27 protein-coding genes are annotated in these 22314 nt (G+C 71.0%); 24 read left to right on the top strand and 3 right to left on the bottom strand.

The features are described from left to right. From ACZ60J_RS38485 to ACZ60J_RS38520, 8 genes are all read left to right on the top strand, one after another. Window positions 1–1394 (top strand): hypothetical protein (locus ACZ60J_RS38485; protein ID WP_469688824.1); only part of this gene is annotated, 1394 nt, incomplete at its 5' end. Window positions 1395–1405: 11 nt separating this feature from the next. Beyond that, on the top strand, window positions 1406–1840 hold the full coding sequence (locus tag ACZ60J_RS38490) for a hypothetical protein (protein WP_469688825.1): 435 nt from the start codon (window positions 1406–1408) through the stop codon (window positions 1838–1840). Between the two features lie 26 nt (window positions 1841–1866). Then, the gene (locus tag ACZ60J_RS38495; RefSeq protein ID WP_469688826.1) at window positions 1867–2067 is read left to right on the top strand and encodes a hypothetical protein; all 201 of its coding nucleotides are present in this window, start codon (window positions 1867–1869) and stop codon (window positions 2065–2067) included. Window positions 2068–2159: 92 nt separating this feature from the next. Continuing rightward, window positions 2160–3002, top strand: coding sequence for a hypothetical protein (locus ACZ60J_RS38500; protein WP_469688827.1), 843 nt, complete (start codon window positions 2160–2162; stop codon window positions 3000–3002). Next, a complete protein-coding gene (locus ACZ60J_RS38505; protein ID WP_469688828.1) occupies window positions 2999–4447 on the top strand; it encodes an ATP-binding protein in 1449 nt (482 codons plus the stop codon). Before ACZ60J_RS38500 ends, ACZ60J_RS38505 begins: the two co-directional genes overlap by 4 nt. Window positions 4448–4518: 71 nt before the next feature. Then, window positions 4519–4710: a hypothetical protein gene (locus ACZ60J_RS38510; protein ID WP_469688829.1), complete on the top strand. Its 192-nt coding sequence runs from the start codon at window positions 4519–4521 to the stop codon at window positions 4708–4710. A 31-nt stretch (window positions 4711–4741) separates the two neighbouring features. Then, entirely contained in the window at window positions 4742–4948 is a 207-nt protein-coding gene (locus tag ACZ60J_RS38515) for a hypothetical protein (protein WP_469688830.1), read from the top strand. Between the two features lie 81 nt (window positions 4949–5029). Next, window positions 5030–5536, top strand: coding sequence for a hypothetical protein (locus ACZ60J_RS38520; RefSeq protein ID WP_469688831.1), 507 nt, complete (start codon window positions 5030–5032; stop codon window positions 5534–5536). Window positions 5537–5621: 85 nt separating this feature from the next. Here ACZ60J_RS38520 and ACZ60J_RS38525 read toward each other — a convergent pair whose 3' ends face one another. Beyond that, complete coding sequence (locus tag ACZ60J_RS38525) at window positions 5622–5816, bottom strand: hypothetical protein (protein WP_469688832.1); 195 nt, start codon at window positions 5814–5816, stop codon at window positions 5622–5624. Window positions 5817–5929: 113 nt separating this feature from the next. Here ACZ60J_RS38525 and ACZ60J_RS38530 point away from each other — a divergent pair, with 113 nt between their 5' ends. The 16 genes from ACZ60J_RS38530 (at window position 5930) to ACZ60J_RS38605 (ending at window position 17665) form a co-directional block, all read left to right on the top strand. Beyond that, window positions 5930–6745, top strand: a complete 816-nt coding sequence (locus tag ACZ60J_RS38530) for a hypothetical protein (protein WP_469688833.1) — start codon at window positions 5930–5932, stop codon at window positions 6743–6745. 34 nt (window positions 6746–6779) lie between these two features. Then, entirely contained in the window at window positions 6780–7031 is a 252-nt protein-coding gene (locus ACZ60J_RS38535; RefSeq protein ID WP_469688834.1) for a hypothetical protein, read from the top strand. Window positions 7032–7193: 162 nt separating this feature from the next. Then, window positions 7194–7754, top strand: coding sequence for a hypothetical protein (locus ACZ60J_RS38540; protein ID WP_469688835.1), 561 nt, complete (start codon window positions 7194–7196; stop codon window positions 7752–7754). Window positions 7755–7899: 145 nt separating this feature from the next. Continuing rightward, complete coding sequence (locus tag ACZ60J_RS38545) at window positions 7900–8367, top strand: RRQRL motif-containing zinc-binding protein (protein ID WP_469688836.1); 468 nt, start codon at window positions 7900–7902, stop codon at window positions 8365–8367. 17 nt (window positions 8368–8384) lie between these two features. Then, complete coding sequence (locus ACZ60J_RS38550) at window positions 8385–8633, top strand: hypothetical protein (protein ID WP_469688837.1); 249 nt, start codon at window positions 8385–8387, stop codon at window positions 8631–8633. A gap of 25 nt (window positions 8634–8658) precedes the next feature. Then, complete coding sequence (locus ACZ60J_RS38555) at window positions 8659–8919, top strand: hypothetical protein (RefSeq protein ID WP_469688838.1); 261 nt, start codon at window positions 8659–8661, stop codon at window positions 8917–8919. Window positions 8920–9136: 217 nt separating this feature from the next. After that, on the top strand, window positions 9137–9364 hold the full coding sequence (locus ACZ60J_RS38560) for a hypothetical protein (RefSeq protein ID WP_469688839.1): 228 nt from the start codon (window positions 9137–9139) through the stop codon (window positions 9362–9364). A gap of 70 nt (window positions 9365–9434) precedes the next feature. Further along, the gene (locus ACZ60J_RS38565; RefSeq protein WP_469688840.1) at window positions 9435–9866 is read left to right on the top strand and encodes a hypothetical protein; all 432 of its coding nucleotides are present in this window, start codon (window positions 9435–9437) and stop codon (window positions 9864–9866) included. Window positions 9867–9940: 74 nt separating this feature from the next. Then, complete coding sequence (locus ACZ60J_RS38570) at window positions 9941–10558, top strand: hypothetical protein (RefSeq protein WP_469688841.1); 618 nt, start codon at window positions 9941–9943, stop codon at window positions 10556–10558. Window positions 10559–10896: 338 nt separating this feature from the next. Beyond that, window positions 10897–11868, top strand: a complete 972-nt coding sequence (locus tag ACZ60J_RS38575) for an AAA family ATPase (protein ID WP_469688842.1) — start codon at window positions 10897–10899, stop codon at window positions 11866–11868. Then, complete coding sequence (locus ACZ60J_RS38580; protein WP_469688843.1) at window positions 11865–12251, top strand: hypothetical protein; 387 nt, start codon at window positions 11865–11867, stop codon at window positions 12249–12251. Before ACZ60J_RS38575 ends, ACZ60J_RS38580 begins: the two co-directional genes overlap by 4 nt. Window positions 12252–12638: 387 nt before the next feature. After that, entirely contained in the window at window positions 12639–13484 is an 846-nt protein-coding gene (locus ACZ60J_RS38585) for a hypothetical protein (protein WP_469688844.1), read from the top strand. 301 nt (window positions 13485–13785) lie between these two features. Then, window positions 13786–14229 carry an ASCH domain-containing protein gene (locus tag ACZ60J_RS38590; RefSeq protein WP_469688869.1) on the top strand — a complete coding sequence of 148 codons (444 nt, stop codon included), beginning with the start codon at window positions 13786–13788 and terminating at the stop codon, window positions 14227–14229. 137 nt (window positions 14230–14366) lie between these two features. Beyond that, window positions 14367–14789 (top strand): NUDIX domain-containing protein, encoded by a 423-nt coding sequence (locus ACZ60J_RS38595; protein ID WP_469688845.1) that lies wholly within the window; start codon window positions 14367–14369, stop codon window positions 14787–14789. Window positions 14790–15431: 642 nt separating this feature from the next. Further along, window positions 15432–16772, top strand: coding sequence for a ParB/RepB/Spo0J family partition protein (locus tag ACZ60J_RS38600; protein ID WP_469688846.1), 1341 nt, complete (start codon window positions 15432–15434; stop codon window positions 16770–16772). Beyond that, the gene (locus tag ACZ60J_RS38605) at window positions 16769–17665 is read left to right on the top strand and encodes a ParA family protein (protein WP_469688847.1); all 897 of its coding nucleotides are present in this window, start codon (window positions 16769–16771) and stop codon (window positions 17663–17665) included. Before ACZ60J_RS38600 ends, ACZ60J_RS38605 begins: the two co-directional genes overlap by 4 nt. 665 nt (window positions 17666–18330) lie before the next feature. Here ACZ60J_RS38605 and ACZ60J_RS38610 read toward each other — a convergent pair. Continuing rightward, window positions 18331–21864 carry a LysM peptidoglycan-binding domain-containing protein gene (locus tag ACZ60J_RS38610; RefSeq protein ID WP_469688848.1) on the bottom strand — a complete coding sequence of 1178 codons (3534 nt, stop codon included), beginning with the start codon at window positions 21862–21864 and terminating at the stop codon, window positions 18331–18333. A gap of 8 nt (window positions 21865–21872) precedes the next feature. Next, the gene (locus ACZ60J_RS38615) at window positions 21873–22259 is read right to left on the bottom strand and encodes a pilus assembly protein TadG-related protein (protein WP_469688849.1); all 387 of its coding nucleotides are present in this window, start codon (window positions 22257–22259) and stop codon (window positions 21873–21875) included. Window positions 22260–22314 lie beyond the last annotated feature (55 nt).

Below are 22314 nucleotides of genomic sequence, written 5' to 3' on the forward strand. Positions count from 1 at the left end.
AGACCCCGACCCCCACGGACGGCAAGGGCAAGGACAGCAAGGGGACGACGGGCACGACCAAGACGGACAGCGGCCCCAAGGTCCGGGACGCCGCGCGGGCCCGGGTCGCCGACCGGATCACCACCGGCTCCTGGACACCGACCGGCCGCAAGCCGGTCGACCTCAAGGGCGCGGGATCGTCAGCGACACCGGCGACGATCCGGGGCGCGCTGCGCCACCGCACGGTCGGTCGGATTCTCAACGGCAAGAAGCCCAAGCCCGATCCGGCAGCGCCGAAGGTCGACCTGACCAAGAAGCCCAAGGGAACCACCGGCACGGCAGCGGCGGCGACACCGACAACGATCCGCGGTGCACTGCGGCACCGGGCGGTCGGCCGCATCCTCAACGGCAAGAAGCCCAAGGCGACCCCCGCCACCCCGACGGCCGCTCCGAAGGTCGACCTGACCAAGAAGCCCAAGCCCAGCACGACCACAGCGGGCGCCACGGCGACGCCCAAGGTTGACCTGACGAAGAAGCCCAAGCCCGCCCCCACCACGGCGGCCGGCAAGGGCCCGAAGGTGAACCTCCGCAAGAAGGTCCGGCTCACCAAGAAGCCCCGGAAGCCCGGACCGGGCCCGGCCGCCGGTCCCACCGGCAGCACGGGTACGACCAGGCCGAAGCCGACAGGCCCGGCCGCCAAGAAGAAGGGCGACCGGCGCCGTTCGGTGCGCGGCTGGTGGGAGCGGGCGGGAGCGCGCCGCTCCGGGAACCCGGACCCGTCCAGCTCCACCAGCTCGGCGACGACGGCCGGCCCGGACCCGGCATCGGCACCGGCCGGAGGGTTCGGGCCGCCCCCGGGCTGGGGCTACGCCGAGGGCACGACCATCACCGTCGAACAGGCCGGCGGCCAGGTCTGGGAGGCACGCCAGCGCGAGGCCCGACGCCGCGCCGGGACCCCCGCCGGAGCGATTCCCGCAGCAAGAAAGGGAGGAACCGTAGTGACCGTGCCCGTCCCGATGAAGGCACCGAACACCCAGTACGCGGACAGCGACCTGACGATCTACGACGTCATCGAATCCGACGCCGACATGGCCGAGGAGATCATGGCGGGCGTCGACGAGGCCATCGCCGCCGCCGACGGCTGCGAGAAGATGATGACGCGGCTGGAGGCCCTGCACGCGAAGATCGTGGACCTCAAGGTGCCCGGCGTCCTGGAGGGCTGGGTCCTGATCCTCGCCGAGAAGGCCGTCAGCGTGAAGGCGAAGGCCGAGGCCCTGGCCGCGAAGCTGCCCGCCGCCTCCGAGGCCATCGCGAGCGCCGGCGAGAACGCCGAGCGCCGCCACAAGCCGCTCGCCGACGCCGTCCGCGACGCCGGACACGCCGCCCCCGCCGAGCGCGACTACCACGTCGAATAGGAGAACCGACCATGTCCGATCTCGTCCCGGTCGTCGGCGGAGTCCTCCGCGCGACCGGCTCCGCCATCGTCGGCGCCGTCCGCTTCGGCATCGTCGTCGCGCAGCTCACCGCCGCCAGCGCCACCATGGCGGGCCTGTCCCACCAGGTCCGCTCCACGTTCAAGTACGTGGAGGACTGCGCGAAGTCGGTCGACCGGCTCGCCGACCAGGCCGCCGCCCTCAGCGTCGACCAGTCCACCGTCAACGAGCACCGCGAAGCGGCGACCGTGATGCGCTCCTGCCGCGATGAGGCGGAGGCCATGGCGGTGGAGTGCGAGGAGATGAGCACGCTTTTCCACGAGACCGCCGACGGGCACATCGCCGACTACGGCTCCGTCGCGGACGCCGCCAACAACATGCCCGACGGCATCGAGATGGCCGACCGCACCTTCTACAGCAACCGCTGACCCGCCCAGCCGAAGAGGAGAACCCGATGAGCAACCGGAAGCTGACCAACGCCCTCAGCCGCGAGGACCAGGCGGAGGCCGGCGGCGGCCTGACCGCCACCGACCGCACCACCTGCTACCCGCACCAGACCTGGTCCGGGGACTGCGCCGACCAGCACACCTCCGGCACCGGCCGCGGCATCGACGAGCGCGTCGACCTCGACTACCTCCGCGGCAACCGCACCTGACCGACCCCCCCGCTCCGCACCAGCACGAGGGGCGGCGAACCCCACGACGGGTTCGCCGCCCTTCCCTATGCCCTGACAAGGAGAGCTCACCGATGATCCGCCTCGGACCCCTGCGCAGCCGCTTCGCCCTGGCCCGCAACGCCGTCGGCCGCGTCGCCACCGTGGCCGGCACCGGCGCGCTCGTCACCGGCGCCTTCACCCACGACCTCTACGCCCCCTCCGTCCTGGCCGCCCTCGGCTGCGCCGGCTGGGGCGCCGCCTGGTCCCTCACCCTCCGACGGGACACCGCGGGCAACACCGCCATGGGCCTCTACATGGCCCCCTCCGTCTCCATGGCCGTCCTGCTCACCGCGCAGCGGATCATCCCCGGCATCGACTGGTACTGGGAGCTCCTCGCCGACGCCGGATGGACCGCCGCCGTCCTGTACGTACGCCCGGCCCGCGTGGCCCGCATCCTGGTCGGCCGCGAGAAGTCCCTCACCCCCGAGGCGATCGAGCAGACCCGCGAGCGCCTGGTCCAGGACGACGCCCCCGCCGGCCCCCAGCACCCGCAGGCCGTGTTCTGGGCGCAGCATGTCGCCATCGAGGGCGGCGCCGCCCCGAACACGGTGCTGGAGCAGATCGAACGCACCGGAGAGCAGTCGATGACCGCCGTCATCCGCTCCACCCTGCCCGGCAAGCCGGTCCCGAAGATCGACCTGCTGGAGCTGTCCGCGGCCATCAACTGGCCCGAGGACGAGATCGCCATCACCCCCGTGCCCCGCCAGGGCGCAGGGGTGCGGCGCCTCACCGTCGGCCAGGCCCCCGAGGAGGCCATGGACCTCTACACCGCCTGGGAGAAGCTCATCGCCCCCAAGGGCATGCCCTCCACCGTCATCACCGCGATCCGCACCGTCGACATCCCCGACGAGGAGACCAAGGAGCTCGGAGCATGAGCAGGATCTACGAGCTCACCGTGGAAGCGGCCGAGCCCGGCGACATCATCACCTACCACCCGCAGCGCCTCGCCGCGGCGCTGAACATCTCGGACGTCAACCGGCTCGCGGTGGAGACCAGCGTCATGGGCACCAAGGCCCTGGTCACCATCTACCCGCACGACCCGCTGGCCCGCGTCATCCTCGCGGACCCCGAGATGCTGGTCATGGACGCCCGCGGCCGCATCTGGATCGGTCGCTACCACAACGGCCGGCCCTCCCTGCTGCGCCTGTACGACCCGGCGTCCGGCTCCGCGCAGCGCCTGCTGCTGTTCGGCACCACCGGCGCGGGCAAGTCCACCGCCGGGCAGATCATCCTCGCCGCGATGAAGCGCTCCGGGATCGCTGTCCTGTACGCCGACCTCAAAGGCGGCCAGTCCGCACCGGAAGCCTTCGGGCAGGCCGGGCCCGGCCTGGACGGCAACGTGGCCTGGCGGGTCACCACGCAGGAAGGCACGATGGCGCAGCTGCGCACGACGTGGCTGACCATGATGGACCGCCAGGAGCGCTACGCCCGCCTGGGCCGCTCCAAGTTCCTGCGCGACCGGCCCGACCCGCTGATCTACCAGATCATCGACGAGGCCAACCGCCTCCTGGAGAAGGGCGCGCCCTACCGGGACGAGGCCACCTTCTACATCAAGGACATCGGCCGCACCGGCCGCTCCCTCGGCGTCGGCATCGGCCTGTTCGCGCAGGCCGGCCACCTCGAGGAGATGGGCGGCAGCGACACCCTCCGAGCGATGTTGAAGGAGGGCGAGGTGGTCCTGCTCCGCTGGACCTCCTCGATGATGAAGCAGCTGGTGACCGACGGACTGCTGCCCGCCGGGCAGGTCCTTGCGCCGATCCCGAAGTACGCGGGCGAGGTCGACCTCGTGTCGCAGTTCGACGAGGAGCACGACGACAGCGACCTGCCCGGCACCCAGGGCACCGCCTACAACGTCAACGGCCGCTACCCGACGTCCAAGATGCGGTTCTGGAACATCGGCTCGGCCACACCCACCGAGGGCCTGGACCCGGAGGTCCTCGAACTCTACGGCCCCGGCGCCCCGCCCGAGATCGAGGAAGACGCCTGGGCCCTGATCGGGGACGCCTACTGCCAGCGCCTGGACGGCATGGAGGCGTACCGGGCCGTCTTCCCCGAGCCCGAGGAAGACGAGGACGGCGAAGGCGGCGGCGGGGGCGGCAAGAAGAAGAGCGGCGGAGGGGCCAAGGCGGCCCCCTCGCCGGTCCCGGCCGCCGCGGCCAAGCCGAAGGCCCGCACGCTGCGCGACCGCATCCAGTCCGTCCTGGACGCGCACGACGACCCGCTGGACGCCCTCCAGATCCTGGAGCTCGTCAACGCCGACGGCGGCCGCGAGGTCAAGCTCGGCAGCGTCCGCAACACCCTGACCGCGATCAGGAGCTGACCCCCTCACTCCCACCGCCCGGCCGGGCCGGGCACTACGCCCGCGCCCGGCCGCCGGCCTCCCCGCCCGCTGTGGCGCTGACCGTCTCCCTGGTCGTCTTCGCCGGAATCCTCGTCGTGGTCCTGGTCCGCACCGGCTACCTGCGGCTGTGGCCCGCGCTCGCCGCCGCCCTGTTCGGCTTCTCCCTCGCCTCCACCGGCATTGCGCCCGCCATCAACAGCACGATCAGCGGCATCGCCGGATGGCTCGGCACCCTCGGATAACCCCGCCCAACGAACCGATCGGAGCCCCGCCATGAACCGCCCCCTGTTCGTCGTCGACGAAGCCGACACCCTCCTCGCCAACGACCCCGAGGCCCGCCGCCTGCTGAACCAGCTGCTGCTCGCCGGACGCAAGAACGGCGTCCAGGAGCAGCCCGAGCCGAAGACCGGACCGCGGGCCACCCTGCGGCTGCAGTACCCGACGCTCGCCGCGTTCGAGGCCGCCGCCCACCGGCAGTAGCCCGCCCCGCTCCCCCACCCCTCGCACCCTCCCCGCCGCCCCGGCCGGGAGGGCGCGGCCGTACCCGAACGGAGAAGCACGATGGACTTCCACCCCACCGCCGGCCGCCAGATGTCTGACGCCGAGGCCGCCGCCGAAGCCAAGCGGATCATGGACGCGAGCTTCCGCACCGAGCAGCCCGGCCACTTCCCGACGTCGTACCGCGACCACTCCCCCGTGCCCGCCTACGGCGACACCCCGCCGGTGCCGCAGCCCGACGAGCGGATCGTCCCGGCCTGGGCGGCCGGGATCGCGGTCGCGAGCATCGGCGTCGGCGCTGGCATCACCGGCATCGGCTGCGGCGCCTGGCTTGTCCTGCAGGGCCTGGCCTCCGTCAGCCTCGCCGGGGTCCTGATGGTCACCCTGCCGTTCGCGGGCCTGGCCATGGCCGCCACCGCGATCGGCGGCGCGATCAACCGCGCCCGCTCCGCCGTCACCAAGACCGTCAACGTCTACGAGGGCCCGGTCACCATGCGGACCGACATCACCAGCAACAGCACCACGCGCGGCATGTTCTTCGCCCGCACCCGCAACGACATCCACCACTGACCCGGCACCCTGCGTCGTACTCGAACCCCACCCACGTCCGGGCCGGGATCGAGTACGGGGCAGGCCGCCGGAGCAGCCCGCGCGCTCAGTCGTCGTCCAGGTAGATCAGCAGGCGGCCGTACTCATCGACCTCCGCCGGATAGATCACCCCGTCGACGACCGCGTGGTCGACGACGACCTCGTAGTCGTCCTCGTCGTCGATCCACAGCACACCGTCGTCGTCCGTGAACGCCGGATAGATCACCCCGTCGGCGATCACCGAATCGAACTCGACTGCCATCGCGCCCCCTCGCTGCTCCCTGGCCTGCGCCCAGCCTGGCCCACCACCGGGCCCGGCAACAGAGCCATGCCCATCCGTACTCGCCGTCACCGCTCTTGAAGGAGAAGCCGATCATGGCCGACCACAACGACCGCACCCCGAACATCCCCGGCCCGCGTCAGCAGTCCCCGGCCGCCGGCCACGGTCTGCCCGCGGCCGCGCCCCTGCTGCTCGAAGAACTCGAGGACAAGCCGAAGCGCACGCACGCCCTGCGCATCTGGTGGGCCGACGCCTGGGACGACGGCGGCGTCCTGCACGACCGCTGGGAGGACCTGCGCCAGGCCCCGGCCCTCGGCTGGCACGGCATGGCCAACTGGCTCAAGGCGCTCCTCGGACTCGCCGGGATCTCCTTCGTCATCCTGCTGCTGAACGGCGCGACCGACGCCCTGGCCACCATGCTGCACACCCTGCTGACGGCCGCGCCCCGCGTCCAGGTCGGCACCGACACCTCCACCGGCGTCTTCGCCGTGATCGACCAGCCGATCCGCACGTACATCGCCGCGCACTCCCCCGCGCTGACGATCAGCGCCTCCACCGTCTACACCGTCTGGCAGCTCGTCGGACTCTTCGGCCTGATCGGCGGGTTCGCCCGCAGCAGCGGCGCCCGCCTCACCTGGACCGCGTGGGGCGCGGCCAGCATCGCCATGGTCTGGGACGCCGCTCCCGACGAAGGCCGCACCATCGCCACCGGGCTCGCCGTCCTCGCCTGGACCACCGCCTCCGCATTCGCGCTGCGCGGCCTGACCCTGCGCCCGGCGTTCTTCACCCACATCCACAACGCGGGACACCAGATCGAGCCGCACATCCACCTCCCGGCCCCGGCCGCCGCGGCCGCGCCGGACGACGAAGACGACGCCCCCGACAACGTGCACCCCCTCCAGAAGCGCTGACCACAGCCCGCCACCGAACCCGAGAGGCACCCCGATGAAGCTGAAGAACGAACTCTGGGCTGGCACCTTCCACGGACGCCACGACGGCGCCCCGGCCAAGGTCACCGCCACCCTCGACGACACCCGCCCCGTGCCGTACGCCTGGACCTGCACCTGCGGCGAGCGCCGGTCCTTCCCGACCAACGACGGCTTGTTCGACACCGCCCGGCGGCACACCCACCCCACCCGCCTCGACCGGCTGAGGGCCTGGGCCGCCCGCCTGCTCCGCACCCGCGCCGCCCGCTGACCCGACGCCCTGCCTGGCCCTCGCCCACCCGCCCCGCGGGCGGCGAGGACTGGACAGGCCGCCCGGCCGCACGCACCACCCCGCCTGCTGCGCCCCGCCGACACCAGCACGACGTCGCCGGGGCGCAGCGCTGACCGTCGACCGGATCTGGAGAAGGACGCGATGTACGAGCTCGACCAGCACACGCCCTACCGGCACGCGAGCTACCAGTTCACCCCGCTCCCGCTGATCCAGCGGGAGCTCGCCTTCCACGAGGTAGGCCACGTCGTGCTCAGCCAGCTGGTCGGCTTCACGTGCGAGCGCGTCCGGGTCCACCCCATCACCCGCGACGGCGTCACCGGCTGGACCGGCGCCACCACCTGGGCCCGGTCGTTCGGCAGCTACCTGGACGTCGCGGTGGTGTGCGGAGCCGCCGGTGAGGCCGCCGACCTCCACCAGCTCGCCGAGTCCGGCCGCCTCACCCCGGAGACGGCCCGCCTCACCGTGGGCGTCCACGACAAGGAGATGGCGCTCAGCGTCCTCGCCGCCGCAGGCGTCCGGGTCAGCGAGACCGGCCCGGCCCCCGGCGGCGGGCTGGCCTGGGACCACGTCATGGCCACAGCCCAGCACCGTGTCGACGGCGAGTGGGACCGCATCACCGCCGTCGCAGAAGCGCTCCTCGCCGCCCCCGATTTCACCCTCACCGGTGCCCAGGCCGCGCAGATCGCCCGCATCACCACCTGATCCGAGTACCGCCCCACCGACGACTGGAGGAACCGCTCGTGCTCATTCCCCGCCCGCGCCGCCGGATCGGCCGGCCCCGCCCCCAGCGCCCCGGCCCCCTCTACCCGTATCGCCCCGCCCGGCTGCCCGGCACCTGGCGCCGGTGATGCCGCGCCGTCGAAAGAGGCGTCGCCGCCGCGAGGTGACCCGGGTGCTGCGCAGTGACGCGGCGCTGCCGGAGTTCGATCGCGGCACGGTGCCCGAAGGGCTCGTGACCCGAAGGCAGTTACGGGAGATGCAACTGAGCCCCGGCAGCAACGAGGGCCCGGTCGCGATCCTGCGCTGCAGGCTGTGCGCGACCCGCCCCCAGTGGTCCTGCCGTCACCCCAACCGCGGCTTCCTGCTCCGCGTCGACCTGGCAGTGCCCAAGCGCATCCCGTCGCTCTCCCAGGAGTGGGCGCTGGACCGTGCGATGGCCGCTCGGCAAACGTGTCCCATGCCCGCCTGTGGCCGACGGTACGTGTTCTGCCTACCGCTAAAGACCATCGGCTCGTGCTTGGAGTGCCACGACGGTACACCGGCCGACCCCAGCTCCTACTTTGCTGGCCCGGCCAAGCACCTGCTGGCCGCCTGACCCGAGAGGACCTGCCCATGAACACCGCCGTCCGCGCCTCCGCCTTCACCGAACCCGACCGACCCAAGAACCTGCTGATCCGCTTCGTCACGACTGGCGGCAGCTACGTCGACGTCACCGGCCACGGCCAGCACGCCGAGAACATCCGCTGGAACTGCCTCGGCTGCGGCGACACCTCCGCCCGCGAGGAAGAGGGCTACCTGTTCCGCATCCGGCCGGAGGCCAACAGCCACGCCACCGCCTGCCGCGCCATCCCCCTGAGGTGACCGCCCGCCACTGCGCACCGCCCTGGTGCTCGCCGCCGCCGTACCGCTCACCGCGGCGACGGCCGCCGCCACACTCAGGGCCGGCCACCTCAAGCTCCACGCCGACCGGCACCTCATCAAGGTCACCGCCCAGCCCCGGCCGAACTGCCCGCACTGCCACGGCGAGGGCGGCTGGTGGACCGGTGGCGCCTTCCCCGAAATGGAGGCATGCGGCTGCTGGTCGGCCCGCCGCGAGCTCCGCATCCGGCTCCTGCCCATCCCGGCCTGGGACGAGCCGCCCTTCTAGACACCACTGCCCCGGCCGGAACCAGGCCGGGGCAGTGGAACTCACGGGACGGCCGCAGCATCGGCTAAATGGTCGGCCACCCCATGCACTCCACACCCCAGGCCTCGAGATGAGGAGCACCTCCAGCATGCCCGATCACCAGCCCACCACCCCGAGCCCAGACCTGCCCTCAAGACCCGGACCGAGCCGTGGCCCTACCGAGGCCGAGCACCGGCCGGTGCCCTTCTTCTCGGAGGCCGGAACCGGCGACTGCCCCCACGGCGATGGTCTACACGAACGGCACGACGGAGCCGCCGACATCGACCTGCTGATCTGCTTCGACGCCCCGATCGGCGACCAGTGCTTCGGCTGCCTCCACTCCATCGGCTCCATCGGCGAGATCGTGCCCTGGGAGCACTGCCCCCACCGCACCGACCCGCACACCCTCATCGAGACGACCGGCTGATCCCTGCCCGAACTGAGCGCTCGGACTCCGTACGCTCCCGCCCGCCGCACGCAGCGGCCGGGACCGTGCGGTGTCCGTCCGGTCAACCGAGACCGGGCGCCCGGCCCTCCTGGAGGCCACCGTGCCCCTCGCCCGCCGATCACTCATGGAAGCCGCCGCCACCCGCTTCGGATGGCGCCGCGCCTACGACGACACCACCCACATCGACGCGCTGCTGACCGAGCAGACCGAGACCGCGTACGCCGAAGCCACCGACCACGCGGCCCAGGCCACCGAGAAGAACACCGACGCCCTGCACGTACAGCCCGGCGTCCTGGACGTCCGCGGCCGGATCCTCGCCGACGTCCTCTACCTCGAAGGCGTCCTGGCCGGAGCCCGCGACCAAGGTCTACCCATGGAACTCATCGAGCGCCTGGAGGACGCCGTCGATCACGGCCACGAGCTGACCGTGATCCTCGCAGACACCGTCCGCGCCACCACCGTCCACGCGGCCGACCGCTGAACGTCCGGGCGGCCGCAGGCATCGAACCTGGCCGCCCCAGAGCAACCGCCTACGAGATGAGGAGTACCGCCAGCATGACCGACCGCTTACACGCCATCGAGGGCATCGCCCTGGTCGCCGCCCTGACCGCCGTCTTCGACGGAGTCCACGGGCTGGGGGACCACTGGGTGCAAATTTCGCACGATGCTTCGACCAAGGGCATGCACGGCTCCCACCTGGTCTACAAGAGCGACGGCTCCCTGGTCACCGAGGACCCATGGCGGCACGGGGCCGAGGGCCGCACCTGCACCGCCAGCGCGTACGGCAGGCGCTCGGTGAGCCGGCACGTCGCCAGCTACTCCGCCGTACAGCTCGCCTCCACCCTCGCCGTCACCCGCACCCTGGGCTACCGGATCCCCGCGGCCGCGCTCCTGACCGGCGCCGCCATCAACGCGATCACCCATGCCGTTCTGGACAGGCGCGAACCTCTCCTCTGGCTCGCCAAGTGGACCGGCAAGACCGGGTACGTCCAGCACGCCACCGTCGTCCGCAAGGCCGGCGGCGAAGGCACCGCCTACCCCGCGCCGGTGCAGGACGTGTCCGGTCCGGGCACAGCCCTGATGGAGCTCGACGAGGCGGCCCACCGCGCAATCGGCGTGGCCGCCGCCCTGGTCACCACCTTCATCACCCTGCGCAACAGCGGCCACCGGTGACTCGTGCCGACCGCCGGCTGGGCCGGGTCCATGCCTCGGGAATCGCCTGCCTGGCTCTCCAGCCGAACCTGCTCGACGTCGCCGACGCGACGTCGACCAAGCGGAGCTCGCCGTGATCCTGCACGAGCTCATCGAGGACGACTCCGACCCGCCCGCGCCTCAGCCAGGCCCTCGCGCAGCCGGTCACCGTCGCCGCGCGCCGCGCCGAGCAGGTCCAGCCCGACTGCGGTGGTGACGGCTCCCACTACCTGCACCACTCCGCTTGCCGTGATCACCCAGGACGCCGGTGCGCGCCTGTTCTGGGCCGCCCGGACCCTCTACCCGCAAGGAGAACGCTCGTGAAGACCACGCTCGAGGGCACCATGCAGCCGCTCGACACGACCATCCCCGAACCGGCACTGATCCTCTTGATCGGGGCCGCGGGCGCCGGCAAGTCGGTTCTGGCGAGCACCTGGCCGTCCACGCAGGTCCTGGAGCTCGACCAGTTCAGGGCCATGGTGGCGGACTGCGCCGGTGACCAGTCGGCCACCCTGTCCGCGGCGAACATCCTGCACGCCGTGCTCGAGGCTCGTCTCGTCCGCAAGCGCACCACGGTCATCGACGCCACCAACACCGAGGAGCACGTGCGGGCCGGCCTTCTCGAAGTCGCGCGTTCCTACGGCGTGCCCACCGTCGCCCTCCTGGTCTCCACCCCGGTCTCCGTGTGTGTGGAGCGCCAGGCCGACCGCGACCCGGCCCGCGCCGTGCCCGATGAAGTCGTACGACGCCAGCACGCCGAAGCCGTCGCCGCCTTCCCCGGCCTGCTCGCCGAGGGCTTCGACCACGTCGTCTTCGCCGACAACATCCACCGCCTGGCCCCGCTCCTGAAGCACGCCAGCGACACCCGCCGCGCAGACCTCGGCTGGGACGGCCACACCGGCCTGGGCGACCTGCTCCTCGTACGCCGCTTCTTCGGCACGGAGGTGCTCCCCCTGTGGCAGTGGCGAGAGGGCTCCCAGCTCGCCGGCGGCGACCGCGTCGGCGAGATCCGCCTCGGCCCCGACCGCCTCGTCCTCGCCCTGCGCACCGACGTCGACGGCGAAGGCGACCTCGGCTTCGACCTCCTGGTCGGCTGCCCGTACGAGGAGGACTGCAGCGCTCCTGCGTGGCAGGCCGTCCACAACGTGACCGATCTCCTGACCGCGCACACCAGCATCACCGGACTGATTCCGGAAACCTTCTGCACCGTCCACGGCGGCTCCGTGGATGTCGACCAGGAGCCCGACGACCACGCCGCCGCGTTCCACGAGACCGCAGGGAGCGCTCGATGACCTTCCTCGCGGAAAGCCGCGCGCCGGGCCGGAGCGACTGGGAACTGGCCCGCCTCGCGGTCCACCTGCGCGGTCTCGCCGCCTACGACGACGACCCGCCGACCGACGAAGCCCGGCGCCTGAGGGAGGCGTTCACGGCCGACGAGCTCAGCCGGGCCGACACCTTCCTGGACGCGGGCCGCCAGGACACCGAACGCCTCGCCGCGATCGAAGCCCGCCTCAGCGAAGACGCCACCAGCGACGAGGCGTGGCTCGCGCAGCAGCTCACGGTGTCGTGGGCGCGGCTCGACGAGCTGCGGGACCGGATCGACACCGGCGGCAGCCTCATGGCCAACACCCACGTCGCCTCCGCCATCGACTACATCCGCGGGTCCCGGCCGTGACCCGTGCCGCCGACGGCCCGCACCCTCACCCCTCACCCCCGCCGAACTTCCCGCCGGGGACGAATGGTGGTGGCGGTGCGGGGAGTGCACCACGCCAGTACAGGGCGGGGCCGCCGGCCTCGCTGCGCACCGTCTCACCGTCCACGACCCCCGCCGTGACTACGGCGACCGCCGCATCCCCATCACCATCCGGCTCGACTACTGACTTGGAGGCCGACGATTACGCCCTCCAGGCGACAACTACGCGGTCCGCAAAGACCTGAAAGCGCCGTACACGGACGCGGTCCGCGCGTCAGCCGCACCGCCGGCGCTTCGCCGGACACCCCAACCGGCCACGGCCCGGCCAAGCCAGGCACCCCGCTGTTACCCCGGGAAGGACACCCATCCATGAGCATCACGATCACGAACACATACGGCACCGCGCACCACGTCAGCGCCACCAACCCGTCCCACGTCACCAGCTGCGACCGGTACCGGCTGCCGCTGGTCGCCACCATCGTCCCCGGAAACCCCGGCTACGAGGACATGGTGGAGATGCTGACGGAAGGCGGCCACGACACCCGCCCCGAGGGGTACGGGCTGGTCTTCCTGGAGTCCGAGGAGTTCTCCGCCACGTACTTCGGGTCGATCGCCCAGATCGAGCAGTACCAGCGCGACACCGCCGACGGCACGGCGACCTTCGACGCCTCGCAGGGCGTCATGTACGCCCAGTGGCCCCACGGCAAGGGCTGGGACACCTTCCTCCCCCGCACCTTCTGGAACGTGCAGGCCCGTGGCGGCATCGCGGACGGCGTCGGCCTGGTCACCGCCTTCGCGCACACCGAGGCCCCGGGCGCCGAGGTCGTCGTCTTCGAGTTCGAGGGCACCTGGAGCCGTGGCGGTACCGCGCAGCAGCTGGTCACCTACCACTGCACCGCCTGCCACCTGGACACCTTCCACGACAGCGGGCACGTGCACGAGAACACCGGCCCCGACAGCCGCCGCTGGGCCGCCCGCCAGGCCCGCCAGCACATCATCAGCGCCCACCGGCACGGCGTCGGCGACAAGAGCAGCGCCTGCCGCCCCAACAATGGCGTCATGCTGCGAGCCGTGAACGCGGCCGCCCGCGACATGTGGGGCACCACGGGCAACGCCCTGCCGGACACCGACGGCGCGTACTGCGCCACCAAGGGCCCCTGCTCGCTCATCCGCGAGCTGCGTGCCGGAGTCCGCCCGTCCGTCTATCGCGCCTGACCCGTCCCGCCCTCCGGCCCCGGCTGCTGCCTGACGGACGCTCCGTGCCGCCCCGGCCTCCCCGATTCGGTGGGTGGCCGGGGCGGTCGCGGTGGTCCCTCAACACAGAGAGGAGTGGACATTGCGCCGATATGAGATCGACGTCCCAATACGCCACACAACCGACCAGGACCGGCGAGGACTGCACGTCCTCACCGGCCACGCCGCCGGACCGGGCGAGGATCTGGCCGCCGCGCACCACGCCTACGACCTGGCCGTGCAGGAGGTATCCGCTGGCGGCCCGGCCCTCGACGACTGCCGCATGAACGCCGCCGACCTCGAGGGCGGCGACTGGATCCGCGGCATGACCATCCGCCAGCCCTGGGCGACCTGCATCCTCGCCGGGAAGCGCACGGAGAACCGGCCCAAGCCCTGGAGCTGGAGGGGCTGGGTCCTCCTCCACGCCGGGAAGGCGCGGCCGGAACCCTCCGTGCTGCGCGACCCGCTGGTGACCAGTGCCATCCGCGGCCGCGCGCTCCACCTCGGTACGGTCATCGGCGTCGCCAGGCTCACCAACTGCCACCTGGACCTCGGCCCCGAGCGCTGCACCAGTCCGTGGGCGCAGCGCGAGGCCCACCACCTGGTCCTCACCGACGTCCAACCCCTGCAGCTGCCCGTGCCCGCCCGCGGGGCGCTCCCGGCCTGGAAGCCGACCCGCGACCTTGTGGACCAGGTCCTCCAGCAGCTGCCTCACCTGCGGCCGTGACCAGTACGCCGCCGCCCAGCGCGCCCAGGGTCACGATGCACACGTCGTGATGGACCTGGGACCTGACCACGATCAGTTCCTCGTGGTCACCAGCACCACCACCACCACCCGAGAGCCCATCCAACCGAGAGGCGAACATGACCGAGACCGAGCCCGAGAGCATCCGCTACACCGCCGACGTCGTCGCTCTTGCGCCGAACGGCACGGTCCTGCTCATCGAACGGGGCTGGGAGCCCCACAAGGGATCTTGGGCCTTGCCGGGGGGCCATGTCGACACCCTCGAAACGAGCCGCGCCGCAGCCGTTCGCGAACTCGCAGAAGAGTGCGGTGTCCACGCAGCTGCTGGCGACCTGCGCCAGATCGGCACCTTCGACCAGCCCGACCGTGACCCCCGTGGCCGCTACGTCACCGTCGCCTACGCCGTCGTCGTCCCCGACGACACCCCGATCCATGCCGGAGACGACGCCCACGACGCGCGCTGGTGGCCGCTGACCGCCCTGCCGGAGTTGGCGTTCGACCACGCCGACATCATCAACGCGGCCGTGATCCCTACCCCCTGACACAGCACACACGGAACGCCGCGCACGACCTTCCCAGGACGCTCGCGACGCTTCGTCATTCCTGCTCGCTCCTCACCCTGCTCCCCACCTCTGGCCCGACACGACACCAGCCCCATCCGAGCCGAACTGCTTCGAGTCCGACGATGGAGGGTCGGGCTGCCACCGTGATTCCCGGGGCCGCGGTCATCGCGATGAGCGCACAGTTCGACTTCGGCGACCGCGAGAACTACAGCGCCCCGTACGTGAGCGACGCCGGTGAACTCCGGACAAGTGCTGTTGCCGGCGCAAGTACATGACCGACGTCTGGAGCCACGGTTGCGTGGCAGTCCTGACGCTGGCCCCGACCACCCAAGCCCTGCCTCCGGCGCGAGCCGGAGGCAGGGCTTTTTCTGTTTTGTGAGATTTCTGAGATTCTGTCCGTTGCCGTTTCCAATGGAAACGGCAACCAGACCAAGGCAACCGCAGCGAACGTGGCCCTCCGTCAGATCCCGGTGGGGGACCGTCGTTTCCATTGGAAACGCCACCGCCGCGCGCAGTAGCGCCTTGGCTGCCCATACTCGGGTACGCGCGAGGGGCTAAGCGTTTCCAGTGGAAACGGCTACTCTCGGGCCGTACTTTCATGCATGTCGTCCTGGAGAATCTATGGCTGCCGCCCTCCCGAGGCCCAAGCGCACGAGCACCAACCCCGCCCCCGCGACGCCCCCTAAGGCGGAAACGTTCTATCGGGGCGGCAGGGACCGCAGCGGTGACACCGTTGAGCTCCACCCCGATGACCTCTGCCCCAACCCTTTCAACCGGCGAGCCATGTCAGGTGTCGAGGAGCTCGCGGCCACGATCGAGGAAGTCGGCCTCCTCCAGAACATCGCGCACATCCCCGCCGATGTCTGGCTGACGCACTACCCAGAGACCGCAGAGAAGATCACCGCCGCGCACGTCATCCTCTTCGGCGAGCACCGGTGGCGCGCGGTCCGATCCCTGGGCTGGGAGAAGATTCCCAGTGTCCTGATGGACGACAGGGTCACGGATGCCCGGCTCATCACCCTTATCGAGAACCTCCGCCGCGCCCAGCTGAGTCCTCTGGAAGAGGCTGAGCACTACGAGGCCCTACGGAGCAGTGGGCTGTCGTACGAACAGATCGCGCAGAAGGTCGGGGAGACCGCCAAGGGAGCCATCTCCAAGGGCACTGTCTGGAAGCGCGTGCAGCTGCTCGCCCTGGACCCGAAGGTCCAGGGGGCGGTGCGAGACGGCACCCTGGCCGTCAGCTCTGCGGAGAAGTTCCAGAAGATGAGCGCCGAGGACCAGCGGGAGGCAGTGACCCTGGTCCAAAGCGGCATGCGACCGCTGGAGGCGCAGACGCAGATCCTTGCGCGGCAGCGGCAGGCCCAGGACGTGCCCACCGCAAACGAGACCGCTGTCGATGACGTCGTTTCCATTGGAAACGGTCCGGCACCGGAGCCCACGGCCGTTTCCAATGGAAACGGTGCCGCCAAGTCCCGGGCGCCGAAGAAGGAAGAGCCCAAGCCGTCGGCTGACCAGTACGAGCAAGACCGCAGTACGGCGGCCGCAGCTCGGGATGCCGCCTGTCAGCTCCTCATCGAGACCGTCGACACCGGCGAAGCCGGCGACGCCAAGCTCCTCCTCGCGGCCATGACGGGCGCCCTGCTGGCACCGCAGCAGCAGTCCGCTGCGCAGCAGCGGGCCCTGGTCTGGCTTCGACGGGCAGAGCGCCACGTCATCGACGACCAGAACGCCGGCGCCTACTTCAACGCCGTGCAGGAGTCTGGCGACGGCGAACTGCAGAAGCTCGCCGCCTTCGCGAGCGCCCTTGCCGCCGCTGAGCTTCGCACCGCCGCCCGCCGGCACTCGTGGGGCAGCCGCGAAGTCGGCTACCTCCGCCTCCTCCAGGACCACGCTCAGTACGTCCCGGACACCGGGTGGGAGAAGAAGGAACTGGGCTTGGACACCACAGGAGAGACCGCGTGACGCGCATCGTAGAGCCCCGTTTCCGCCCCCGCGGGCGGCGCCATCCCAAGATCTACGCATTCATCCTCGAGTGCGGAGGTTCCACCAAGACCACCAGTGCGACATCGATGGCCACCGAAGCGGCACTTCGGGGGTACAAGGGCACGATCTTCGACTTCGACGCCAACCGGTCCACGACCACAATCCTCGGCTACGACGAAGAGGCCATGAAGGGACGGAAGACCGTCCTCGACCTCATCCACGGAACCGCGACCCTGGACGAGGTGGCGCTGCCAGCCCGCTACCGCATCGGCGACGGATACGACGATGACGCCTTCGCCTACATCCCCGGTCTGCGCATCGTGCCCAGCTGCAAGGAAATGTCCACCGCGGACACCGCCATCGCCGAGGACGCGGACCGGCAGGACTGGTTCGCCGAGATCCTCCTCGGCTACGAGGGCGACGAGGACGACGTCCTCTGGCTCGACTTCCCTGCCAGCTACGGCAAGATGGTCTACTCCGTGATCCGCATGCTCGACGAGGACGACTCGGTCATCCCGTCGGTCCGCGCCGATCCGAAGGACGTCAAGCTCCTGGTTCCGCTGTTCGAGGAACTGGAACGCGTCCGGGAGAAGAACCGCCTCCGGCGCTCCGTGCCCGGCCGCCCGACGGTCACCCACCTGATCCTCACCGGTACCCCGACCGCCAGCTACACCGAGGCCTCGGCCAGGAAGGCGACGGCCCTCGCCGAATCGCTGTACGGCGACATCCTCACGCCGTACATCCGATACTCCGCCGACGCGAAGAAGCTGTACGACGACTGCTGCCCCCTGCCCATCCTCCTGCCCAACTCAGTACCGGCTGTCGACTACCGCAAGCTGATGACGCACATCGGATTCCCTGATCTGAGCTGACCACCGTTTCCAATGGAAACGCCATGAGCCCGGCCACCTCCTCTTAGGTGGCCGGGCTCTCCGGTATCCGGTGACCTCAGCGTCCGGCGTCGATGGCCTTCCATCTGAACCAGATCCCCCGCCGCCGTGGCCGTCTTGGGCCGCGCCGCCTCCGATGGGTCAGCGGCTCATCGACCGGTGCTTCGAGAGGGGCCGATGACCGGACCGGTCATCGGCCACCATTTGTTCGCGAGGAGGCGTGACCGGTGACCGGTGACCGATGGCCCGGTGACCGATGCCGTGACCGGTGACCGGTGACCGGTGACCGATGGTCCGCTGACCGATGCCGTGACCGGTAACCCGCTGACCGATGCCGTGACCGATACCCGGCCAGGAGGGGCCGACCACGGATCTGTGACCGGTGACCGATCTGCGCCTCGTCGGTCAACTGGTCATGACCGATTCGGCCACCGAAGAAGGCTGGTCACGCACATCGGGGTCCCCTACTGACCCGACTGCCGTTTCCAATGGAAACGGCAACGGCCCGGCCTCCCCTCCCGGATGGTCGAGCCCTTCCCCTAAAGCCGGGGCATTGTCCGACGACGCGTTGCTCCTCGCCGTGGCGGCCACGCGGCCTTCACTGGAGAGGACCGGGTGGGCGAGTTGCGGACCGTCCGTCGCGGGTCCTATGCCGAGCCGGATGCCGCTGACTGACGCGAACGCGGACGAGCAGGGTTGGGGCGGGGAAGAAGGTCTTGGAGGAGCTGGCTGGTCTCGGCCTCCATGTCGACGCCTCCGTCTCCGCCGAGCTGTTCGTTGATGTGCGCGAGGCGAGAGGCGGCGTCGCGGAGCGCGGTGAGGTCACCGGCGGTGTGGTGTGCGAGGAAGAGGCAGCGGTGCAGTACCTCGTTCTCCTCGCAGGCGAGGAGACCTTGCCGTGCGGCCCAAAGGGCGGTTGTCGTGTCGCCGACTTCGCGGCGCCGGGTGGACAGCTCGTAGGCGACGTCCGTGATGGTGGAGATCATCTCCTGGATCGCCGGCTCGGCCCAGGCGTAGCGGCGGGGGTTGGTGCCTTCGAAGGGGCGTCCGCGGACGAGGGCGAGCGCGCGGCGCAGAGCGAGGTCGCCGTCTTCGTCGTGGTGGGCCAGCCCGGTGTGTGCAAGGCGTTGGAAGCGGGTCCAGTCGCAGGTGACTGCGGGTCCGAGGCGGTATCGGCTGTCGCCGGTGTCCTGGACGAGGGGGAAGTGGGGTTTGCCTTCCGCGTCTTTGCCGAGCCAGGAGCGGGTGCGGGAGACGGCGCCGCTGCGCATGCTCGGGTTGCTGAGGTGCCCGGGCCACAGGGCGTTGTCGATGGCGTGGTGGTCGACACCGGTGTTCAGGGCGAGGTAGGCGATGAGTTCGGTGCTGACGGTGCGGCGGCTGGAGTCGATCCGGCCCGTCGCGCCTTCGATGAGGACGGGCCCGAGGAGCAGCACTGAAGGCGCTGCCGGTCCAGCCGGCTCGGTTTCCGCAGGCTCGTCCCCGGTTTCACTTTGGGCGTCCGAGGATTCCGGGGGCAGTGGTGCCGGTTCCGGGATGGTCACGTGGACAGCCGGCCCGGCTGCGGAGCAGGCGGGTGTTGTGCTGGCAAAGGTCTTCGTTGGGGGCGCGTCGTCCTCGGCGAGAACGTCGGCGAGAGTCAGTCCCCCACTGCCGGCGGCCTCGCCGGTGGTGGGTGTGAGCGGAGTGCTGGCCGCGGGAGCGGTGGAGTCGGAGTCGTGCTGGTCCTCCGAGGCCTCCGTCACGTTGGCGCTGATCGCGTCGTCAGGCATGGGCTCGTCGTACTCGTCGGGGAGTCCGTCGCGGTCCGCACCGAGGTGAACGTCCTCACTCGGCTGCTCGGGCCCAACCGGCTGCCCCTGGGCGACGTCGATATCGATCCCGGCGAGATCGTCCTCATCGTCGTCGCTCCTGGTCCCCTCAGGGGCCGGAACATCGGTGTCGGTATCCGCGATGGTGAGTAGTTCGATGGCGTCGGCGAAGGTCTCGGCGTTCAGTCCCTGCAGACGGATTGGCAGGTTGGAGCCCGGCAGCATGACGATGCCGTCGGGCCCCTGGCAGTCCAGGCTCCAGCCGGCGCTGGCGCTCTCGCCGGTGCCGGAGAAGACGAAGGCGCCAGCAGCGCGCGGCGTCGATGTGAGAGCGTCCAGCAGGAAGGTGGGGACATCCTCGTGGGGCAGGTCTTCGGCGAGGAGAATGTGCGGGGTCCACGAGTCGCCCCCGTCGTTCAGGAGGCGAGCCGCCCTCAGGCTGGTCGCGCCGAGCGCGGCCAGGGTACGGCGCTGGTCGGCCGTGTGGTCGACGAGCTCGTCGGCAGCCTCGCTGAGTGAGCTGGCTCGGACGACTCGTTCAGGGACAGCGGCCTCCAGGCCGGCCGCAGTGTCGGCGTACGTGGTGACTTCCAGGTGTCCGGGCAGGGGAGTGCTGGCCAGCTCGACGGCGATGGCCTGCAGGACGTGCTGGGCGAAGTCGGCGTCCCCGCCGAGGTGCAGGATGCCAATGTGCTCGAGGTCGACCATGACCAGGTGACCCGCAGTGTCCCAGCCCAGAGAGACCAGCGCAGGGTAAGGGACCTCCGCAGTCTTCAGCGCGTCATCGTCGGCCAGGTGGGGGCTGCTCGCGGAGCACGTCCACAGGTTCTGGCGGGCGACAGCTGCGGTGAAGGGCTTCATCGGCGCGCTGTCGTGGCCGAGGTGGAGTTCGATCTTCGTGTCGTGGACCACGACCGCTTCGATCGCGGGTAGGTCGCGGCCGGTTCCGGCGAGGTTGAGGGCGAGGCTGCGCAGGGCCCGGTCCAGGAGCGCGAACCCGGTGGGGTGCTGCGCGGCGCGCAGCTGCTGCTCGGTCTCGGCGGCGCGGCCCGTGGGCATGGCGATGCGTCGGCCTGGTCGCCGTCGGCGCTGCTGGAGGATCCGGCGGACCGTGAGGGTCCCGACCAGAGCCGCGGCCAGGGCCCCTGCCCCCATGAACACGGCGGCCGGCAGGGCGGTGTCCGAGTCCTCATGCTCAGCCACGGCTGCCTCCCAGGTTTCACGGTGCGGAGCAGTAGGTGTCGTCGATGCGGCCGGTGCCGGTGTGCTGGGCGCGGCGCTGCTCGGCGGGGGACTAGGGGTTGCCGAGGGCGGTACCGGCTGCTGCGCCTGGTCCGCGGGCACGTCGCTACCGGGACTCGGGGTGTGCGTGCCGTTGTCCGCTGCGGGTGGCTCCGCGGGGACTTCGGCCGTGGTGGGCGGCGGGGTGGCGGTCCAGGACTGGGGAAGGTCCAGTACCTGACCGGGGTAGATCAGGTCGGGGTTGGTGAAGGTGCCACCGCCCGGCTGGGGCTTGCCTCGGTTGGCTTCAAAGAGGGCGGGCCAGTCGTCCGCGTCACCGTGGCGGTCGGCGATGTCCGAGAGGGTGTCAGCCGGCTGCACCGTCTCGGTAGTGGGTCCGGTCGGCGCGGCTGCGCCGGGATCGGCAACAGTGGACGCCGCCTGCTCCCCGGGCGCCGGGGGAGTGTGGTCGGCCGTCGGCGCAGTGGGGTGGGCGTCGGCGGGGAGGGTGAGGACCACGCCTTGGGGGAGGTACTGGTCGCCAGCGACGAGTTCGGGAACCGTCGGGTTGAGGGCTGCGATGTCCTTCCAGCGCTTTCCGTCGCCGAGATACTGCTCGGCCAGGTCCCACGGAAGCTCCGTCGCAGAGGACACGGTGTGCGTCGGCGCGGGCGCTGCGGTGCTGTCGGAGGTCGCTGGTGTCGGGGCTGTGCTCGCTCCGCTCGAGGCGTTCACCTGGAGGGTGCTCGCCGCAGCGACGGCCGCAGGGGCTGCGACGCTGGCCGCGGCCGCTGGACCGATCAGGACGATCGAGCCGATCAGGAACCCGGCCAGGGACTGCAGTCCGCCCAGCCCGCGGATCCTCGGTGCCTTCTGGAGGCGCAGGACGGCGAGGAGCTCGACGGCGGTGGAGAGAGCGAACGAGGCCCAGGCCGCCCAGCCGATGCAGGTCAGCGCAGTGAGGAACAGGGTGCCGTCGTCTGGGCGGGTCAGCAGGTCCCAGCCGCCGGACAGCTCGGTCGGCTGGTAGCCGACGTTCAGCAGGAGCAGCGGGATACCGGCGACGAGCGCAGCCAGGACCACGAGACCCAGGACGGCCTTGAGGAGGCGGCCGAGGACGCGCAGTGGAGCGGGGGTGCGGTGGGCCATGGTGCGGCTCAGCCTCCAGGTTGGGTCTGCAGGTGTGCCTTCGCGGTGCCGGTGACGCTGATAGAGCTCTGTCCGACAAGCTGAGCGAAGAGCGTGGCGTACGAGGCGTTGACGGTGACGGTGAGGCTCTGGCCGCCGTCGGTGATCTCGGCGCTGCCCTGGACGCCGGCGGCGGCGAGGTAGTCCTGGGCAGCGCCGACGGCGGCGTCGGGATCGATGGTGATTGCGGTGCCCTCAATGGCCTGGGCAGGGTCGATTTGCTGGCCTGCGGTACGGGCTGCTTCCTGCGCGAGGGAGGTCGCACGGTTGGCAGCGTTCAGTGCGCCTCCGCCATCCACGAGCAGACCGAGAACGATCAGGATCGCGAGCGTGGTCACGGCGAAGAACGCGGACATCGACCCGCGGTCGCGGTCAGGCGCACCAAGGACTGCCGCGATCCGGCTCCGCAGC

Source organism: Streptomyces sp. NPDC104226, from assembly GCF_055584085.1.

Bases quoted from the DNA above. Each gene is read 5' to 3' on its own strand.
- ACZ60J_RS38490 (WP_469688825.1), top strand. From the start codon at position 1,406: ATGTCCGATCTCGTCCCGGTCGTCGGCGGAGTCCTCCGCGCGACCGGC.
- ACZ60J_RS38495 (WP_469688826.1), top strand. From the start codon at position 1,867: ATGAGCAACCGGAAGCTGACCAACGCCCTCAGCCGCGAGGACCAGGCG.
- ACZ60J_RS38500 (WP_469688827.1), top strand. From the start codon at position 2,160: ATGATCCGCCTCGGACCCCTGCGCAGCCGCTTCGCCCTGGCCCGCAAC.
- ACZ60J_RS38505 (WP_469688828.1), top strand. From the start codon at position 2,999: ATGAGCAGGATCTACGAGCTCACCGTGGAAGCGGCCGAGCCCGGCGAC.
- ACZ60J_RS38515 (WP_469688830.1), top strand. From the start codon at position 4,742: ATGAACCGCCCCCTGTTCGTCGTCGACGAAGCCGACACCCTCCTCGCC.
- ACZ60J_RS38520 (WP_469688831.1), top strand. From the start codon at position 5,030: ATGGACTTCCACCCCACCGCCGGCCGCCAGATGTCTGACGCCGAGGCC.
- ACZ60J_RS38525 (WP_469688832.1), bottom strand. From the start codon at position 5,816: ATGGCAGTCGAGTTCGATTCGGTGATCGCCGACGGGGTGATCTATCCG.
- ACZ60J_RS38530 (WP_469688833.1), top strand. From the start codon at position 5,930: ATGGCCGACCACAACGACCGCACCCCGAACATCCCCGGCCCGCGTCAG.
- ACZ60J_RS38535 (WP_469688834.1), top strand. From the start codon at position 6,780: ATGAAGCTGAAGAACGAACTCTGGGCTGGCACCTTCCACGGACGCCAC.
- ACZ60J_RS38540 (WP_469688835.1), top strand. From the start codon at position 7,194: ATGTACGAGCTCGACCAGCACACGCCCTACCGGCACGCGAGCTACCAG.
- ACZ60J_RS38545 (WP_469688836.1), top strand. From the start codon at position 7,900: ATGCCGCGCCGTCGAAAGAGGCGTCGCCGCCGCGAGGTGACCCGGGTG.
- ACZ60J_RS38550 (WP_469688837.1), top strand. From the start codon at position 8,385: ATGAACACCGCCGTCCGCGCCTCCGCCTTCACCGAACCCGACCGACCC.
- ACZ60J_RS38570 (WP_469688841.1), top strand. From the start codon at position 9,941: ATGACCGACCGCTTACACGCCATCGAGGGCATCGCCCTGGTCGCCGCC.
- ACZ60J_RS38580 (WP_469688843.1), top strand. From the start codon at position 11,865: ATGACCTTCCTCGCGGAAAGCCGCGCGCCGGGCCGGAGCGACTGGGAA.
- ACZ60J_RS38585 (WP_469688844.1), top strand. From the start codon at position 12,639: ATGAGCATCACGATCACGAACACATACGGCACCGCGCACCACGTCAGC.
- ACZ60J_RS38590 (WP_469688869.1), top strand. From the start codon at position 13,786: ATGAACGCCGCCGACCTCGAGGGCGGCGACTGGATCCGCGGCATGACC.
- ACZ60J_RS38595 (WP_469688845.1), top strand. From the start codon at position 14,367: ATGACCGAGACCGAGCCCGAGAGCATCCGCTACACCGCCGACGTCGTC.
- ACZ60J_RS38600 (WP_469688846.1), top strand. From the start codon at position 15,432: ATGGCTGCCGCCCTCCCGAGGCCCAAGCGCACGAGCACCAACCCCGCC.
- ACZ60J_RS38610 (WP_469688848.1), bottom strand. From the start codon at position 21,864: ATGGCCCACCGCACCCCCGCTCCACTGCGCGTCCTCGGCCGCCTCCTC.
- ACZ60J_RS38615 (WP_469688849.1), bottom strand. From the start codon at position 22,259: ATGTCCGCGTTCTTCGCCGTGACCACGCTCGCGATCCTGATCGTTCTC.